Below are 17138 nucleotides of genomic sequence, written 5' to 3'. Positions count from 1 at the left end.
GCGCGCCTCAGACCTCGTCGCCGCTCCCGGCGGGACCGGCGAGGTCGGCGAGGTCGAGGGCGGCCGCCATCCGGACGGCGACGTCCTCGGCGTAGGTCGCGTCGGAGCGCTCGAAGGCCATACGGCCCGCCGCGCGCAGGAACGTCACGACGCCCAAGGTGCGGCCGCGGCTGCGCAGGACCGCGCAGAGCGCGTGCACGGTGTCCTCGGGCCACTGACGCGCCCGTGCCCACTCGACGGCCCGGTCCGGCGCCACCTTGCCCGCGGAGGCGCGCACCGAGCCGGCGCGGGCCACGCACTGGAGCGCCGGGTGGCTCTCCGCGTACCCCACGGGCAGCCCGGCGTGGCCGGTGAGGACGCTGGGGCCCGGTCCGCCGGAGGGGGTGGCCGCCACCCGCACCAGACGCGGCGGGGCGTCCGACTCCCCGTCCGCCCTCGGCGCGCCGGCGACCCGGTCGATCACGGCGTGGTCGGCGAAGCCGGCGAGGGCGAAGTCGAGGTGGACGGTCGCCGCCTCCGCCGGGTCCTCGCACTCGGCGGCCGCCCGCGACGCCCGGTGCAGCTGGTTCGTCCGGAACCGCAGCAGGGCCGCCTCCTGCTCGACCTGCTTGGCCTCGGTGACGTCCTGGAACAGCCAGCCGACGCCGAGCGGCACCGGCTCCTCGGCGAGCGGGGAGGCGAGCCGCACGAAGCCGCTGCGCCAGCAGCGCCGCTTCTCGCCGTCCGGGGTCCGCACCCCCACCCACATCTCGGCGGGCGCGGGCGGGGCGCCCTCGGCGAGGACGTGCGTGAGCGCGTTCTCCAGCTCCTCGACGCCCCGGGTGAGCAGGTCGCCCAGCGGACGGCCCAGGACCGCCGTACGGCCCGTGCCGAGCGCGCGGGCGGCGTGCGCGTTGACGACGGCGGGGCGCAGGTCGGCGTCGACGAGGACCACGCCCCAGGACGCGTCCGCGAAGAGGGCCTCGCTCAGGGCGATGGAGCGCTCCAGGTCGATCTGGGTGTGCACCTCGCTGAACGCGCAGTACAGCCCGGCGGGCTTGCCGTCGGGGCCGCGGACGGCGGCGGACTGGGTGCGCACCAGGACCCGGCCGCCGTCCTTGGTGAGCAGCGCGAACTCGTGCACCTGCCGGCCGGGCGCCCGCATCGCGGCCATCAGCCGGCCCTCGATCTCCTCGGCGTCCGCCTCGCGCACCGCCCAGCCGGCGAAGCCGTGCCGGCCGACCGCCTCCGCGGCGGTCCAGCCGAGGATGCGCTCCGCCTCGCGGTTCCAGTGGGTGACGACGCCGTCGGCGTCGAAGGCGCACAGGGCCGCGTCCATCCCGTCGAGCAGCGCGGCGAGCAGGTCCGAGCCGTCCGGCCCCTCCGGGCCGGGCCGCTCGGGCTCGTCCGGTCCCAGTTCGTCGGTGGTCCCACTACGGCGGGAAGCACTCACCTGGACCCCCTCAGCTTCGCTCACGTGCCCTGTGCCCTCATTCAACTTGAACGTGACGCAGCCCACATATGGTTCCCGCAAGATTGCGGGGGGAATCGTCGGACGCCGGTCCCGCCCGGTACGCACCGGCCCGCTAGAGCGCGGTCAGCCGCAGGTCTACCCAGACGTCGTCCTCGCCGTCCAGCGTGTACCGCTCCGTCTCGACGAACCCGTGCGCAGCGGCGAACCGCAGGCCGTCCTCGTTGACGGCCAGCACGCACGTCTCCACCGTCCGGGCGCCCAGCACGCGCGCGTGGGCGAGACCGTTCTCGTACAGCGCGGTGCCGTGTCCGCGGCGGCGGTACGGCGGCAGCACGCGCGCGATGACGGTGGCCACCGCCTCCTCGCCCGCCGGGGGCCGCAGCGTCGAGCAGCCGACGAGGACGTCGCCGAGGTAGGCGTTCTCCAGGCGGTAGCGGTCGGCACGCGCGCGTGCCTCGTCGGGGGACATGGCGGCCGGGGGCACGATCGTGTTGTGGACGTGCCGCCACTGCTCGAGCATGGCCGCACCGGCGACCGGCGCGATGCGAAGACGAAGATCGGTCACGGCACCAGGCAACCGTGCGGCGGGGCGGGCGTCAACGCGGTTGCGGGTCCGGCGGGCGGGCGGCGCGCGCACGTCCACCCGCCTCCTGGAGAGGCCTGCGGAAAAAGGGGTTGAACGGACGGCGGGACGCTTCTTAGGGTGGCGAGCACACGAGAAGGGAGGTGGTTCGGCGAATGTACGAGAACCGGACGCGTGAGGTGGCTGCGGGCTAGCGGCCCGTCACCACACCGAGTGCGGTGCCGGACCCGCACGTGAAAGAGGCGTGCAGCCGGCCCAATCCCAGCAGTCACCCGACCCGCGAGTCGCCGGTACGTCCGGCCGGCCCTCCCCGGAGGACCGGACTCGCGGGTCGCCTGCGTTCACGGGCTCCCCTCGGAACTCCGCCGTTCGAGCGGGCCGACCGTGGATCCTTCGGTACGTGACGCACGCCACGCACGAATGCGCGGGCGGGGAGTACCCTGACCGCATGCTTTCGCTCGTTCGGCGCCGCCACGTGGACTACGTCCGCGTCACGAGCATGGGCTGTCGACGCTCCCTCTGAGCCGTCCGGCCCCTTCGCGGTTCGACAACCGCCCGTGTTCCCCCCTTTCTCTGCCCACCTGGCACCCGCGCGCCCGCCCCTACCCACGGCGCTCGCGCGGGCCCCGTACACCCCGCGGACGCACCATGACGAACGTGTCGACGAACCCGTCGTACCAGCAACTGCCGATCATCGATCTCTCCGCCGCCGACCGGGGGCCCGAGGCCCGGGAGCTGTTGCGCGCGCAGCTGCACGGCGCCGCGCACGACGTGGGGTTCTTCCAGCTCGTGGGGCACGGGGTGAGCGAGGCGGAGACGGCGGCGCTGCTCTCCGCGATGCGGCGGTTCTTCGCGCTGCCCGAGGCCGAGCGGCTCGCGATCGACAACGTGAACTCGCCGCACTTCCGGGGCTACACGCGCACCGGTGACGAGCGGACCGGGGGCCGGCAGGACTGGCGGGACCAGCTGGACATCGGCGCGGAGCGGCCGGCGCGGGTGCCGGGGCCCGGGGAGCCGGCGTACTGGTGGCTGGAGGGGCCCAACCAGTGGCCCGCCGGACTGCCCGAGCTGCGGGTGGCCGCGCTGCGGTGGGTCGAGCGGCTCAGCGGTGTCGCACAGCGGCTGCTGCACGAGCTGCTCGCCTCGATCGGGGCTCCCGCGGACTTCTACGACCCGGTGTTCGGGGAGCGGGCACATCCGCACCTGAAGCTGGTGCGCTATCCGGGGAGCGCGGGCGACGGCACCGGCCAGGGGGTGGGGGCCCACAAGGACTACGGCTTCCTGACGCTGCTGCTCCAGGACCGGGTGGGCGGGCTCCAGGTGCAGCGGGAGGACGGGCTCTTCCACGACGTCCCGCCGCTGCCCGGGGCGTTCGTCGTCAACCTCGGTGAGCTGCTGGAGGTGGCGACGAACGGGTACCTGGTGGCCACCAACCACCGGGTGGTGTCGCCGCCGAGCGCGGTCGAGCGGTTCTCCGTGCCGTTCTTCTACAACCCGCGCCTCGACGCACGGGTGGAGCCGCTGCCCTTCCCGTACGCCTCCGCCGCGCCCGGCGTGACCGACGATCCGGCCAATCCGCTGTTCGCCGAGTACGGCTTCAACGAGCTGAAGGGCAAGCTGCGGGCCCATCCGCTGGTGGCCGAGCGGCATCACGCGGAGCTGCTCAGCCCCGCCTGACGGCCGCCCGGCCGGCTCAGTGGGCGATGTCAGCGATGTCTGCGTATCCCTCGATCTCCCGGGGGCCGCGGGAGCCGGGGCCGGTGTAGCGGGCGGAGGGGCGGACGAGGCGGCCGGTGCGCTTCTGCTCCAGGATGTGCGCCGACCAGCCGGCGGTGCGGGCGCACGTGAACATCGACGTGAACATGTGGGCGGGGACCTCGGCGAAGTCGAGGACGATGGCCGCCCAGAACTCCACGTTGGTCGCCAGGACCCGGTCGGGGCGACGGGCGTGGAGTTCGGCGAGGGCGGCCTTCTCCAGGGCCTCGGCGATCTCGAAGCGCGGCGCGCCCAGCTCGCGGGCGGTACGGCGCAGCACGCGGGCGCGGGGGTCCTCGGCGCGGTAGACGCGGTGGCCGAAGCCCATCAGGCGTTCGCCCTTGTCGAGGGCCTGCTTGACGTAGGCCTCGGCGTCGCCGGTGCGCTCGATCTCCTCGATCATGCCGAGGACGCGCGAGGGGGCGCCGCCGTGCAGCGGGCCGGACATGGCCCCGACCGCGCCGGAGAGGGCGGCGGCGACGTCCGCGCCGGTGGAGGCGATGACGCGGGCGGTGAAGGTGGAGGCGTTCATGCCGTGCTCGGCGGCGGAGGTCCAGTAGGCGTCGACCGCGGCGACGTGCTTGGGGTCGGGCTCGCCGCGCCAGCGGATCATGAACCGCTCGACGACGGACCGGGCCTTGTCGATCTCGCTCTGCGGGACCATGGGGCGGCCCTGTCCGCGGGCGGACTGGGCGACGTAGGACAGCGCCATGACGGCGGCGCGGGCGAGGTCCTCGCGAGCCTGCTCGGCGTCGATGTCGAGGAGTGGTTTGAGGCCCCAGACGGGGGCGAGCATGGCGAGCGCGGACTGGACGTCGACGCGGATGTCGCCGGAGTGGACGGGGATGGGGAACGGCTCGGCGGGCGGCAGTCCGGGGTTGAAGGCGCCGTCGACGAGCAGGCCCCACACGTTGCCGAAGGAGACGTGGCCGACCAGGTCCTCGATGTCGACGCCCCGGTACCGGAGTGCGCCGCCCTCCTTGTCCGGTTCGGCGATCTCCGTCTCGAACGCGACGACTCCTTCGAGTCCGGGTACGAAGTCGGACATCAGGCGGCTCCTCGTGATGTGTGCGACAGGTGGCGCCGGTGGATCCACGGTCCGTGCGGGGACTCGCGGTCCTGGGCGGTCACTCCGGTGATGCCCCGCGCACTCGGCGGTCACGCAACCGGGATGGCACAAGCACCATAACGCCGAGTGCCACCTTTGGGGAGATGTCGCGGCACTCAGTGCCACCTTCGGGTGGGCGGGAGGCGCTGCTGCCGGCGGCTCCGGTGCGGCAAGATGACGGCGTGGAACACGCAGAAACCGTTTCTCCCGATCCCGCCTCCATGCGCAAGCAGTACCGGGCGGAGGGCCTCGACGAGGCCGATCTGGCCGCCACTCCCGTGGAGCAGTTCGCGCGCTGGTTCAGGCAGGCCGCGGCGGAGGCGCACCTGTTCGAGCCCAACGCCATGGTCGTCTCCACGGCGGACGCCGAGGGGCGGCCCTCCTCCCGCACGGTGCTGCTGAAGCACTTCGACGCGCACGGCTTCGTCTTCTACACGAACTACGACTCCCGCAAGGGCCGCGACCTCGCGGAGAACCCGCACGTCAGCCTGCTGTTCCCGTGGCATCCGGTGGCCCGGCAGGTCATCGTGCGGGGTGCGGCCCGGCGCACCGGGCGGGACGAGACGGCGGCGTACTTCCGGACCCGGCCGCACGGCTCCCAGCTCGGCGCGTGGGCGAGCGTGCAGTCCGCGGTGATCACGTCCCGCGACGATCTCGACGCCTCCTATGCCGAGCTGGCGGCCCGCTACCCGGAGGGCGAGCAGGTGCCGGTGCCGCCGCACTGGGGCGGTTTCCGGGTGGTGCCGGAGTCGGTGGAGTTCTGGCAGGGCCGGGAGAACCGGCTGCACGACCGCCTGCGTTACGTGGCGGAGACGGACGGCGGCTGGCGGGTGGAGCGGCTCAGCCCGTGAGGGCTGACCGCCTCGTCCGCACGATCGCCCGGAACCGGTCGCTCACCGGCCGAGGTTCTGTTCCAGCAGGGCCGCCCACTGCGTGACGACCCGGTCGCGGCGGGGGCCGTCGTCGGTGAGGAGGTTCGCGAGGCCGAGGCCGCGGGCCATGTCGAGCAGGCCCTGGACGGTCTCGCGGACGCCGGGCCCGGACTCGTCGGCGCCGAGCAGGTCGACGGCTATGCGGTGGGTCTCGCGGCCGACGCGGGCCTCGAGTTCCGTGACGCGCGAGCGGAGCTGCTCCTCGTTGGAGGCGGCGACCCACAGGTGCAGGGCGGCCCGGAAGAGGGGGCCGGTGTAGAGGTCGACGAGGGCGGACACGACGGCGCGCCGGTCGCCCGCCGCGCCCTGCGGGAACAGGGCGCGCAGGGCGAGGGAGCGTTCCTCGGCGACGTATTCGACGGCGGCGGTGAAGAGGTCCTCGCGGGTGGGGAAGTGGTGCTGGGCGGCGCCGCGGGAGACACCCGCCCGTTCCGCGACGACGGAGACCGTGGAGCCCGCCCAGCCGCGTTCGGCGAGGCAGGCCACGGCGGCTTCCAGGAGCCGCTGCCGGGTGGCCCGGCTGCGGTCCTGCTTGGGGGCGCGGTCGCGGTCGACCGGGCTCACAACACCCATGCGGGTTCCCGTCGTTCGAGAAAGGCCGTCATTCCCTCGCGGGCCTGCGGGGAGGCGAACAGGCGGGCGGAGAGCGCGGTGAGTGCGGCCGCGTCCCGCTCGAACGCCTCCAGCACCCTAACCGTGAGCAGCCGTTTCGCCTCGGCCAGGCCCTGGGGTGCGGCCTTGCGCAGGCCGTCGAGGACAGGGGCGAGCACGGCGTCGACGTCGTCGGCGGCCGCGGTGAGCAGGCCGATGCGGGCCGCCTCGAGGGCGTCGAAGCGTTCGCCGGTGAGGTAGTAGCGGGAGAGGGCCCGGGGGTCGGTGCGCGGGAGGAGCGGCAGGGAGATGACGGCCGGGGCCACCCCGATGCGCACCTCGGTGAAGGCGAACGTCGAGGCGGTGGAGGCGGCGGTGACGTCGCAGGCGGCGAGGAGGCCGAGGCCTCCGGCGCGGACGTGTCCGGTGACGCGGGCGACGACCGGCTTGGGCAGCTCGACGAGCTGCCGCAGCAGGGCGACGAAGGCGTCCGGGTCGGGCGGGTCGCGCAGGTCGGCGCCTGCGCAGAAGGTGCCGCCGGTGTGGGTGAGGACGACCGCGCGGACCCCGGGGTCCGCGGCGCAGCCGGCGAGCGCGTCGGCGAGTTCCGCGACGAGGGCGGCGGAGAGGGCGTTGCGGGTGTCGGCGGCGTCGAGGCTGAGTGTCTCGACGCCGCGGTCGCGGGCGCGGCCGATCGGCGCGGTCACGGGTGCTTCCTCCGGTGCGGTCATGGGCGCTTCCTCAGTTCGCGGCGCAGGATCTTCCCCGAGGCGGCCCGGGGGACGGCGTCGACGAAGGTGACGAGGCGGACGCGTTTGTACGGGGCGACGCGTTCGGCGACGTACAGGGCGACCTCGCCCCCGGAGAGGTCGGGGGCGGTCGGCCGGCGGACCACGTACGCGTGCGGCACCTCGTTGCCGTCGTCGTCGTACTCGCCGACGACGGCGGCGTCGGCGATGCCGGGGTGGGTGAGGAGCAGGGCCTCCAGTTCGGCGGGGGCCACCTGGAAGCCCTTGTACTTGATGAGTTCCTTGACCCGGTCGACGACGAACAGCCAGCCTCCCCCACTCTCGGCTTCGCCCGAGCGGGAGGCGCCCCCACCGTCGACGCGGCCGATGTCGCCGGTGTGCAGCCAGCCGTCGGCGTCGATCATGGCTGCGGTGGCGTCGGGGCGGCCCAGGTAGCCCTTCATGACCTGGGGGCCGCGGATGAGGATCTCGCCGGCTTCGCCGACGCCGAGGTCCTTGTCGGGGTCGTCGAGGGAGACGATGCGCATCTCGGTGCCGGCGACGAGCCTGCCGACCGTGCCGGCGGGCGCCTCGTGCATGGCGTCCAGGGGGACGACGTGGGTGCCGGGGGACAGTTCCGTCATGCCGTAGGCCTGGCCGACGGGCGGCAGGTTCAGGCGGGCGGCGCAGGCGGCGGCGAGGCCGGCGTCCAGGGGGGCGGCGGCGCTGATGACGTACCGCAGGGACGACAGGTCGTACTGGGCGACCGCCGGGTGCTTGGCGAGGGCGAGGACGATCGGCGGGGCCACGTACAGGCCGGTGATGCGGTGGTTCTGGATGGCCGCGAGGAACGTCTCCAGGTCGAAGCGGGGCAGGACGACGACGGTGGCGCCCTTGCGCAGCGGCGCGTTCATGAGAGCCGTGAGGCCGTAGATGTGGAAGAAAGGCAGCACCGCGAGGATGCGGTCGCCGGGGCCCGCCGTGATCGCCGGTTCGAGCTGGGCGAGGTTGGTGGCGATCTGCCGGTGCGTGAGCATCACGCCCTTGGGGACGCCCGTGGTGCCCGAGGAGTAGGGCAGGGCCGCGACGTCCTCGACGGGGTCGATGGCGACCTGCGGCTCGGGGGCGGCGGACCCGAGCATGTCGATGAGCGAGCGGTGGCCGGGCGCGCTGTCGCAGACGAAGATCTCCTGGACGCCGCCCGCCAGTTCGGCCGCCCGGCGGGCCGTCTCCAGCAGCGGGGAGACGGTGACGATCCAGCGGGCCGCCGCGTCGCCGAGCTGCTTGGCGAACTCCTCGGCGGTGGCGAGCGGGTGCACGGTGGTGACGGTGGCCCCCGCGCGCGTGGCGGCGTAGAACGCGATGGGGAAGGCGACCGTGTTGGGACTGTGCAGGGCGAGTACGTCGCCCTTGCGGACACCGGCCTCGGCGAGGGCGGCGGCGATCCGCCGGTGGAACCGGTCCACCTGCTCGTAGGTGAGGGTGGTGCCGTCGGTGCCGTCGACGAGGGCGGGCAGGTCGCCGAATTCGGCGGCACGGCCCAGCACGGCCTCGTGGATGGGCAGTTCTACGGGCGGGACGTCTGCGTACGCGCTGCGGAACATGGTTCCTCCTCGCTGACCGGCGGCTGGCCGCGCGGTCAGTACGACTTGGGCAGGCCCAGGGTCTGGTGGGAGACGTAGTTGAGAATCATCTCCCGGCTCACGGGGGCGATACGAGCCACGCGCGAGGCCGTTATCAGCGAGGCGAGGCCGAACTCGCGGGTGAGCCCGTTGCCGCCGAGGGTGTGCACCGCCTGGTCGACGGCCCGCACGCAGGCCTCCCCGGCGGCGTACTTCGCCATGTTGGCGGCCTCGCCCGCGCCGACGTCGTCCCCGGCGTCGTACAGACGGGCCGCCTTCTGCATCATCAGGCGGGCCAGTTCCAGGTCGATGTGGGCCTGGGCGAGGGGGTGCGCGATGGCCTGGTGGGCGCCGATGGGGGTCTTCCAGACGGTGCGCTCGCGGGCGTACGCGATCGCCTTGCCGAGGGCGTGGCGGCCCATGCCGATCGCGAAGGCGGCCGTCATGATGCGCTCCGGGTTGAGGCCGGCGAACAGTTGGAGCAGTCCTGCGTCCTCGTCGCCGACGAGCGCCTCGGCGGGCAGCCGTACGTCGTCCAGGACCAGTTCGAACTGCTTCTCCGCGCCGTGCAGTTCCATGTCGATGGGCCGCCGGGTGAAGCCGGGGGCGTCGCGCGGGACGATGAACAGGCAGGGCTTGAGGCGGCCGGTGCGGGAGTCCGCCGTCCTGCCGACGATGAGGGTGGCGTCGGCGATGTCCACGCCGGAGACGAAGACCTTGCGGCCGGTCAGCAGCCAGTCGCCGCTCGCCTCGTCGCGGCGGGCGGTGGTGGTGATGCGGTGGCTGTTGGAGCCGGCGTCGGGCTCGGTGATGCCGAAGGCCATGAGGCGGGAGCCGTCGGCGAGGGCGGGGAGCCATTCCCGCTTCTGGGCGTCCGTGCCGAAGCGGGAGATCACCGTGCCGCAGATGGCGGGGCTGACGATCATCATCAGCAGGGGGGATCCCGTGGCGCCGAGTTCCTCCAGGACGAGGGAGAGTTCGGCGATGCCGCCGCCGCCCCCTCCGTACTCCTCGGGAAGGTTGACGCCGATGTAGCCGAGCTTGGCGGCCTCCCGCCAGAGGTCCGCGGGGTAGCGGCCCTCCGCCACGATCGTGGCGAGGTAGTCGCGGCCGTAGCGGCTGCCGAAGGCGGACACCGCCGCCCGCAGTGCCTTGTGCTCGTCGGACTCGATGAGGGTGGTCACGGTGGCTCCTTCGCGTGCGGGTCGTGGATGGCGGGGGCGCCCACGCGGCGGAGCCGCGTGTCGGTACGGCCCCGCCCGCTAGGTCGTCTGCACTACCGCCAGCAGGGTGCCGACCTGCACCTGCTGTCCCGTCGTCACCGGCAGCTCCGTCAGCGTCCCCGCCGCCGGCGCCGAGATGACGTGTTGCATCTTCATCGCTTCGAGCCACACGATCGGTTCGCCCGCCCGGACACCCGATCCGGTGACGAGACCGTCCGCGATCTTGACGACCGTGCCGGGCATCGGTGCCAGCAGGGAACCGGGGGCGCGCTGGTCCTCGGGCTCGGGGAAGCGGGGCAGGGCGGTGAGGGCGGTGGCGTTCACGTGGACGCGGTCGCCGTACCGGGCCACCCGGAACCTGCGCCGTACGCCGTTCACCTCCAGCACGACGAGGGACGCGTCGGCGTGGACGACGTGCACGCCGTCCGCCGTGAGGCCGGTGCGGGTGTGGTGGTAGCGGGCCTCGTGTTCCTCGCCCGCCATGAGGTAGCGCCGGGTCCGCGGCTGGGAGGGCAGGTTGCGCCAGCCGCCGAAGCGGGAGCGGCCGTGCGCCTCGGCGAGGGCCGCCGCCAGCGGGGCGTAGGGGTCGGGGGCCGGTGCGGTGAGGGCCGCGAGGTGGCGGTCGTAGAAGCCGGTGTCCATGCGGCCGGAGGTGAACTCCTCGTGGCGCAGGGAGGCGACGAGGAGGTCGCGGTTGGTGACCGGGCCGTGGACGGCCGCCCGCTCCAGGGCGCCCGCGAGGGAGCGGACGGCCTCCGCGCGCGTGGGGGCGTGGGCGACGACCTTGGCGAGCATGGGGTCGTAGTGGACGCCGATGGTGTCGCCGTCGCCGAAGCCGGTGTCGAGCCGGACGCCCTCGGGGACGGCGAGTCGGTGCAGGGTGCCGGTCTGCGGGGTCCAGCCGGCCGCCGGGTCCTCGGCGTAGAGGCGGGCCTCGACGGCGTGGCCGCGCGCGGGCGGCGGCTCGGCGGGCAGGGCGTGGCCCTCCGCGACGCGGATCTGCTCGGCCACCAGGTCGATGCCGAAGACGGCCTCGGTGACGGGGTGTTCGACCTGGAGGCGGGTGTTCATCTCCAGGAAGTGGGCGCGGCCGTCGGCGACGAGGAACTCGACGGTCCCGGCGCCGGTGTAGTCCACGGCGCGCGCGGCCCGCACGGCCAGCGCGTGCAGCTCGTTCACCAGGTCCCCGGGGAGGCCGGGTGCCGGGGCCTCCTCGACGACCTTCTGGTGGCGGCGCTGGAGGGAGCAGTCGCGGGTGCCGAGCGCCCAGACCGTGCCGTGCGTGTCGGCGAGGATCTGCACCTCGACGTGGCGGCCGTTCTCCACGTAGGGCTCGACGAAGACCTCGCCGTCGCCGAAGGCGCTCGCGGCCTCGGCGCGCGCGCCCTCCAGCGCCGACGTCAGCTCCGCCAGGCGCCGTACGACGCGCATGCCGCGCCCGCCGCCGCCCGCGGCGGCCTTCACCAGGACCGGCAGGTCGGACTCGGTCACCTCGTCGGCGTTCAGCGGGGCGAGCCCCATGAGGGCCTTCGCCCGGGTCTTGGACGCCATCGCCTCGATCGCCTCGGGCGGCGGCCCGATCCAGACGAGGCCCGCGTCCAGGACGGCGCGCGCGAAGCCGGCGTTCTCGGAGAGGAAGCCGTAGCCGGGGTGCACGGCGTCCGCGCCCGCGGCGACGGCCGCCTTCACGATCAGATCGGCCCGCAGGTACGTCTCCGCGGGCGTGTCGCCGGGCAGCCGTACGGCGGTGTCGGCCACGCGCGCGTGGAGGGCCCTCTCGTCGGCGTCCGAGTGCACGGCGACCGTCCGGATCCCCGACGCGCGGCAGGTGCGGAAGATGCGGCAGGCGATCTCGCCGCGGTTGGCGACGAGCACAGAAGTGATCACTGGAAGGTCCCTCACATCCGGAAGACGCCGAAGCCGCCCCGCGCGCCCTCGAAGGGGGCGGTGTGGACGGCCGACAGGCACAGGCCGAGGACGGTGCGGGTGTCGCGCGGGTCGATGACACCGTCGTCGTACAGCCGCCCGGACAGGAACATGGGCAGCGACTCGGACTCGATCTGCTGCTCGACCATCGCGCGCAGCGCGGCGTCGCCGTCCTCGTCGTAGGGCAGGCCCTTCGCGGCGGCCGACTGGCGGGCGACGATGGAGAGCACCCCGGCGAGCTGCTGCGGGCCCATGACGGCCGACTTGGCGCTGGGCCAGGCGAACAGGAAGCGGGGGTCGTAGGCGCGCCCGCACATGCCGTAGTGGCCGGCGCCGTAGGAGGCGCCCATGAGGACGGACAGGTGCGGGACCCTCGAGTTGGACACCGCGTTGATCATCATCGAGCCGTGCTTGATGATGCCGCCCTGCTCGTACTCCCTGCCGACCATGTAGCCGGTGGTGTTGTGCAGGAAGACCAGCGGGATGTCGCGCTGGTTGGCGAGCTGGATGAACTGGGCGGCCTTCTGGGACTCGGCGCTGAACAGCACGCCCTGGGCGTTGGCGAGGATGCCGACCGGGTAGCCGTGCAGGCTCGCCCAGCCGGTGACCAGGCTCGTCCCGTACAGCGGCTTGAACTCGTCGAAGTCGGAGGCGTCGACGATCCGGGCGATCACCTCGCGCGGGTCGAAGGGCACCTTGAGGTCGCCCGGCACGATCCCGAGGAGTTCCTCCGGGTCGTACTTCGGCGGCTCGGCCGGTCCCGGGTCCTGGTGCGCCTTGCGGTGGTTGAGGCGGGCGACGATCCGCCGGGCCTGGCGCAGGGCGTCCGGTTCGTCGACGGCGAAGTGGTCGGCGAGGCCGGACACGCGCGCGTGCATCTCCGCGCCGCCGAGCGACTCGTCGTCGCTCTCCTCGCCGGTCGCCATCTTGACCAGCGGCGGCCCGCCGAGGAACACCTTCGCCCGCTCCTTGACCATGACGACGTGGTCGGACATGCCGGGGACGTACGCGCCCCCGGCCGTGGAGTTGCCGAAGACGACGGCGACGGTCGGGATGCCGGCCGCGGACAGCCGGGTCAGGTCCCGGAAGATCGCGCCGCCGGGGATGAAGATCTCCTTCTGCGAGGGCAGGTCGGCCCCGCCGGACTCCACCAGGCTGATCACGGGCAGCCGGTTGGCGAGCGCGATGTCGTTGGCGCGCAGGGCCTTCTTCAGCGACCACGGGTTGCTGGCGCCGCCGCGCACGGTCGGGTCGTTGGCGGTGATCAGACACTCCACGCCCTCGACGACCCCGATGCCGGTGACGAGGGAGGCGCCGACCGTGTACTCGCTGCCCCAGGCCGCCAGCGGCGACAGCTCCAGGAACGGGGTGTCGGGGTCGAGGAGCAGTTCGACGCGCTCGCGGGCCAGCAGCTTGCCGCGGCCCCGGTGCCGGGCGACGTACTTCTCGCCGCCGCCCGCCAGCGCCTTCGCGTGCTCCTCGTCGAGGGCGGCCAGTTTGGCGAGCATGCTGTCGCGGCGGGCCCGGTGGTCGGGTCCGTGGGGGTCCAGCGTCGACGGCAGGACGGTCACAGCAGGTCCTCCGGTATGTCCAGGTGGCGGGAGCGCAGCCATTCGCCGAGCGCCTTGGCCTGCGGGTCGAAGCGGTGCTGGGAGGCGACCCCGGCGCCGAGGAGGCCCTCGACGACGAAGTTGAGGGCGCGCAGCCCGGGCAGGACGTGCCGGGTCACGCGCGACCCGGCGCTCTCGGGGATCAGTTCGCGGAACCGGTCGACGGTCAGCGTGTGGGCGAGCCACCGCCAGGCCGCCTCCGACCGCACCCACACGCCCACGTTGGCGTCCCCGCCCTTGTCACCGCTGCGGGCTCCGGCGACGCGCCCGAGCGGCGCCCGGCGCACGGGCCCGTCGGGCGGCGGTCCGGGCGGCGCCGGCTGCGGCACGTCGTCCAGGGCCAGGGTGTCGGCCGGCGCCGGCACCGGGACGCGGCGCCCGTCGGCGAGGACGGCGGTGTGGTCCACCTCCCCCTGCGGGACGTACGCGGCCTCGAACACCCCGTAGGGGGCGCCCTTGCCGGGCGGGGCGAGGACGTGGAAGCCCGGATAGCTGGCCAGCGCCAGTTCGACGGCCGCGCCGCTCAGCGCCCGCCCGACGGCGGCCTGGTCCGGGTCGCGCACGACGAGCCGCAGCAGCGCGCTCGCCGTCTCCTCGGTGCCCGCGTCGGCGCGGTCGGTGCGCACGAGGTCCCAGCGGACCTCGTCCGGGGCCGACTTGGCGAACGCCTCCGCCATCTGTTCCCGCACCAGCGCCGCCTTGGCCTCGATGTCGAGGCCGGTCAGCACGAAGACGACCTCGTTGCGGAACCCGCCGAGCCGGGTGCGGCCCACCTTGAGGTCCGGGGGCGGCGCCTCGCCGCGCACGCCGTCGATCCGGACGCGGTCGGGGCCGTCCTGCACGAGCCGTACGGTGTCCAGCCGGGCGGTGACGTCCGGTCCGGCGTAGCGGGCGCCGCCCGTCTCGTAGAGCAGCTGGGCGGTGACCGTCCCGACGTCGACGAAGCCGCCCGTGCCCGGATGCTTGGTGATCACGCTGCTGCCGTCGGCGTGCAGTTCGGCGAGCGGGAAGCCGGGCCTGCGGACGTCGCGGCCGCCCTCGCCGAAGAAGGCGTAGTTGCCGCCGGTGGCCTGCGTCCCGCACTCCAGGACGTGCCCGGCGACGACGGCCCCCGCGAGCCGGTCGTGGTCGGTGGGCCCCCAGCCGAAGTGGGCGGCGGCGGGCCCGGTGACCAGGGCCGCGTCCGTCACCCGCCCGGTCACCACGACGTCCGCGCCCGCCCGCAGGCAGGCGGCGATGCCGAAGCCGCCGAGGTAGGCGTGGGCGGTGAGGCTGCCGGGGTGGCGGGGTCCGAGGTCGTCCCCCTCGACGTGCGCGACCCGTACGGGGATGCCGAGCCGCTCCGCGAGGGCGCGTACGGCGTCGGCGAGTCCGGCCGGGTTCAGGCCGCCGGCGTTGGTGACGATCCTGACCCCGCGTTCATGGGCGAGGCCGAGGGACTCCTCCAGCTGGCGCAGGAAGGTGCGGGCGTACCCGGCACCGGGGTCCTTCAGGCGGTCCCGGCCGAGGATCAGCATGGTCAGCTCGGCGAGGTAGTCGCCGGTCAGGACGTCCAGTTCGCCGCCGGTCAGCATCTCGCGCATCGCGTCGAAGCGGTCGCCGTAGAAGCCGGAGGCGTTGCCGACGCGCAGGGGCCGGGCCGTCACCGGACGGCTTCCTTCGGCGGACGGCCGGGGCCGGGCGGTCCGGCGAAGGCCTGCGCGATGTCCAGCCAGCGGTCGGCGCCCTGGCCCTCGGCGCGCAGGGCGAGGTCGGTGCGGTGGGCGCGCTGGGTGACCAGCAGGCAGAAGTCGAGCGCGGGGCCGGTGACGCGCTGCGCGGCCTCCTCGGGGCCGTAGGTCCACGACTCGCCGGAGGGGCCGAGGAGCTCCACCCGGACGGGATCGGCCGGTGCGGGCAGCCCGTGCACGGCGAAGGCGAAGTCGCGGGTGCGGACGCCGAGCCGGGCGATGTGCCGGATGCGGTCGGTGGGGGCGCGGGTGACGCCGAGGGCGTCGGCCACGTCCAGGCCGTGGGCCCAGGTCTCCATGAGGCGGGCGGTGGCGAGGGAGGCGGCCGCCATCGGGGGGCCGTACCAGGGGAAACGAGCACCCGGCGGGGCTCCCCGCAGCGCCTCGTCGAGGGCGGTGCGGCCGGCCCGCCAGCGCGAGAGGAGTTCGGCGGGCGGGAGCACCGCGGCTTCCTCGGCGCCCTGGTCGACGAAGGAGTCGGGGGCGGCGAGCGCCTGTTCGACCAGGGCCCGGAACCCGTCCTCGTCCGTGACGGCGAGGAGGGCCGAGTGGTCGGTCCAGGCGAGGTGGGCGATCTGGTGGGCGACGGTCCAGCCGGGGGCGGGCGTCGGGAGGGCCCAGCGGTCCGGGGCGGACTCGGCCACCAGCCGGTCGAGTTCGTCGCTTTCGGCACGGAGGTCGTCGAGCACGGGCGTCGGGTCGGCCATGGGGAGGAGCATGGCAGCGGCCCCAGAAACAATCAAGCATGCTTGCATGATTTGTCGAGGGGCCTTTCCGAGAGGCTTTCCGACACCCCGTGGGCCCCGTCGCGGGGTCTCCCGGGCGCAGGGTCTCCCGGTCGCGGGGTCTCCCGGTCGCGGGGACTCCCGCAGGCCCTCTCGCGGGGCCTGCCGACCGGGCGGGCCCCCTCAGGCCTCCGGGACCGCCGTCCTCACCCGCCTCGCCTGGGTCCGCACCGCGCCCATGCTCGCGGCGATGACCAGGGCGATCGCGGCCGCCTCGACGGTGGACAGGGCCTGGTCGAGGACGAGGAAGCCGGCGGCCGCCGCGAGGGCCGGCTCCAGGCTCATCATGATCGCGAAGGTGGGGGCGGGCATGCGCCGCAGGGCGAGGAGTTCCAGGGTGTAGGGCAGCACGGAGGACAGGATCGCCACCGCCGCGCCCAGGCCGAGGGTCACCGGGTCGAGGAGCTTCGTGCCCGACTCGGCGACGCCCAGGGGCAGGAACAGCAGCGCGCCCACCGCCATCGCCAGCGCGAGCCCGTCCGCCTGCGGGAAGCGGCGGCCGGTACGGCCGCTGAAGACGATGTACGCCGCCCACATCGCGCCCGCCGACAGCGCGAACGCGGCGCCCAGCGGGTCGAGGTCGCGGACCCCGCCGCCGAGCAGGAAGACGCCGGCGAGCGCGAGCCCGGCCCAGACGAGGTTCAGGGCGCGCCGCGAGACCAGGACGGAGAGGGTGAGCGGGCCGAGGACCTCCAGGGTGACCGCGGTACCGAGAGGGATGCGGTCGACGGACTGGTAGAAGAGGCCGTTCATGGCGGCCATGGTCACGCCGAAGGCGACGACCGTGCCCCAGTCGGCACGGGAGTGCCCGCGCAGCCCGGGCCGGCAGACCGCGAGCAGGACGACGGCGGCGACCAGCAGCCGCAGCGCGACGACGCCGAGCGCGCCCGCCCGCGGCATCAGGGTCACCGCGAGCGCGCCGCCGAACTGGACGGACACCCCTCCGGCGAGCACCAGCCCGACGGGGCCGAGGGCGGCCCACCGGCCGGGCGCCGGAGCCGGGCCGTCCGGGCCGTCCGGGCCGGCCAGGTTCGCCGGGGCGGCCGTGCCGGCCGGGGTGACGGGCTGCCGGTTCGGCGCGGTGGTGTCGGG

At 74.4% G+C, this 17138-nt stretch carries 14 protein-coding genes; 2 read left to right on the top strand and 12 right to left on the bottom strand.

Annotated features, from left to right (window positions below; all coding sequences use genetic code 11):
- Positions 1-7: 7 nt before the first annotated feature.
- Together AB0N31_RS23495 and AB0N31_RS23490 are read right to left on the bottom strand one after the other, a co-directional pair.
- Entirely contained in the window at positions 8-1432 is a 1425-nt protein-coding gene (locus AB0N31_RS23495; RefSeq protein ID WP_366060395.1) for a PAS domain-containing protein, read from the bottom strand.
- Positions 1433-1565: 133 nt separating this feature from the next.
- Entirely contained in the window at positions 1566-2018 is a 453-nt protein-coding gene (locus tag AB0N31_RS23490) for a GNAT family N-acetyltransferase (RefSeq protein ID WP_366060353.1), read from the bottom strand.
- Between the two features lie 666 nt (positions 2019-2684).
- Between AB0N31_RS23490 and AB0N31_RS23485 the strand changes: the two genes are divergently transcribed.
- Complete coding sequence (locus AB0N31_RS23485; RefSeq protein ID WP_366060352.1) at positions 2685-3713, top strand: 2-oxoglutarate and iron-dependent oxygenase domain-containing protein; 1029 nt, start codon at positions 2685-2687, stop codon at positions 3711-3713.
- Between the two features lie 16 nt (positions 3714-3729).
- On the opposite strand, the gene AB0N31_RS23480 is transcribed toward AB0N31_RS23485, so the two are convergent.
- Entirely contained in the window at positions 3730-4839 is a 1110-nt protein-coding gene (locus AB0N31_RS23480; protein WP_366060351.1) for a citrate synthase 2, read from the bottom strand.
- A 281-nt stretch (positions 4840-5120) separates the two neighbouring features.
- Between AB0N31_RS23480 and pdxH the strand changes: the two genes are divergently transcribed.
- On the top strand, positions 5121-5750 hold the full coding sequence (pdxH, locus tag AB0N31_RS23475) for a pyridoxamine 5'-phosphate oxidase (RefSeq protein ID WP_366060394.1): 630 nt from the start codon (positions 5121-5123) through the stop codon (positions 5748-5750).
- A gap of 42 nt (positions 5751-5792) precedes the next feature.
- Here pdxH and AB0N31_RS23470 read toward each other — a convergent pair whose 3' ends face one another.
- From AB0N31_RS23470 to AB0N31_RS23430, 9 genes are all read right to left on the bottom strand, one after another.
- Positions 5793-6404, bottom strand: a complete 612-nt coding sequence (locus AB0N31_RS23470) for a TetR/AcrR family transcriptional regulator (protein WP_366060350.1) — start codon at positions 6402-6404, stop codon at positions 5793-5795.
- Positions 6392-7153: an enoyl-CoA hydratase family protein gene (locus AB0N31_RS23465; protein ID WP_366060349.1), complete on the bottom strand. Its 762-nt coding sequence runs from the start codon at positions 7151-7153 to the stop codon at positions 6392-6394. The genes AB0N31_RS23470 and AB0N31_RS23465 overlap by 13 nt, the downstream gene beginning before the upstream one ends.
- Positions 7150-8754: a 4-coumarate--CoA ligase family protein gene (locus AB0N31_RS23460; RefSeq protein ID WP_366060348.1), complete on the bottom strand. Its 1605-nt coding sequence runs from the start codon at positions 8752-8754 to the stop codon at positions 7150-7152. The genes AB0N31_RS23465 and AB0N31_RS23460 overlap by 4 nt, the downstream gene beginning before the upstream one ends.
- A 35-nt stretch (positions 8755-8789) precedes the next feature.
- Positions 8790-9956, bottom strand: coding sequence for an acyl-CoA dehydrogenase (locus AB0N31_RS23455; RefSeq protein WP_366060347.1), 1167 nt, complete (start codon positions 9954-9956; stop codon positions 8790-8792).
- Positions 9957-10034: 78 nt separating this feature from the next.
- On the bottom strand, positions 10035-11882 hold the full coding sequence (locus AB0N31_RS23450) for a biotin carboxylase N-terminal domain-containing protein (protein WP_366060346.1): 1848 nt from the start codon (positions 11880-11882) through the stop codon (positions 10035-10037).
- A gap of 11 nt (positions 11883-11893) precedes the next feature.
- The gene (locus AB0N31_RS23445) at positions 11894-13492 is read right to left on the bottom strand and encodes a carboxyl transferase domain-containing protein (protein ID WP_366060345.1); all 1599 of its coding nucleotides are present in this window, start codon (positions 13490-13492) and stop codon (positions 11894-11896) included.
- Positions 13489-15177: an acyclic terpene utilization AtuA family protein gene (locus AB0N31_RS23440; RefSeq protein ID WP_366060344.1), complete on the bottom strand. Its 1689-nt coding sequence runs from the start codon at positions 15175-15177 to the stop codon at positions 13489-13491. The genes AB0N31_RS23445 and AB0N31_RS23440 overlap by 4 nt, the downstream gene beginning before the upstream one ends.
- Complete coding sequence (locus tag AB0N31_RS23435) at positions 15174-15968, bottom strand: TIGR03084 family metal-binding protein (RefSeq protein WP_366060343.1); 795 nt, start codon at positions 15966-15968, stop codon at positions 15174-15176. The genes AB0N31_RS23440 and AB0N31_RS23435 overlap by 4 nt, the downstream gene beginning before the upstream one ends.
- Positions 15969-16169: 201 nt before the next feature.
- Positions 16170-17075: an EamA family transporter gene (locus tag AB0N31_RS23430; protein WP_366060393.1), complete on the bottom strand. Its 906-nt coding sequence runs from the start codon at positions 17073-17075 to the stop codon at positions 16170-16172.
- Positions 17076-17138: the final 63 nt, after the last annotated feature.

Source organism: Streptomyces sp. NPDC051051, assembly GCF_040682975.1.
Classification (GTDB): Bacteria; Actinomycetota; Actinomycetes; order Streptomycetales; family Streptomycetaceae; genus Streptomyces.
The sequence above is the reverse complement of the archived record's forward strand: the minus strand, read 5'-3'. Positions and strand labels throughout refer to the sequence as shown.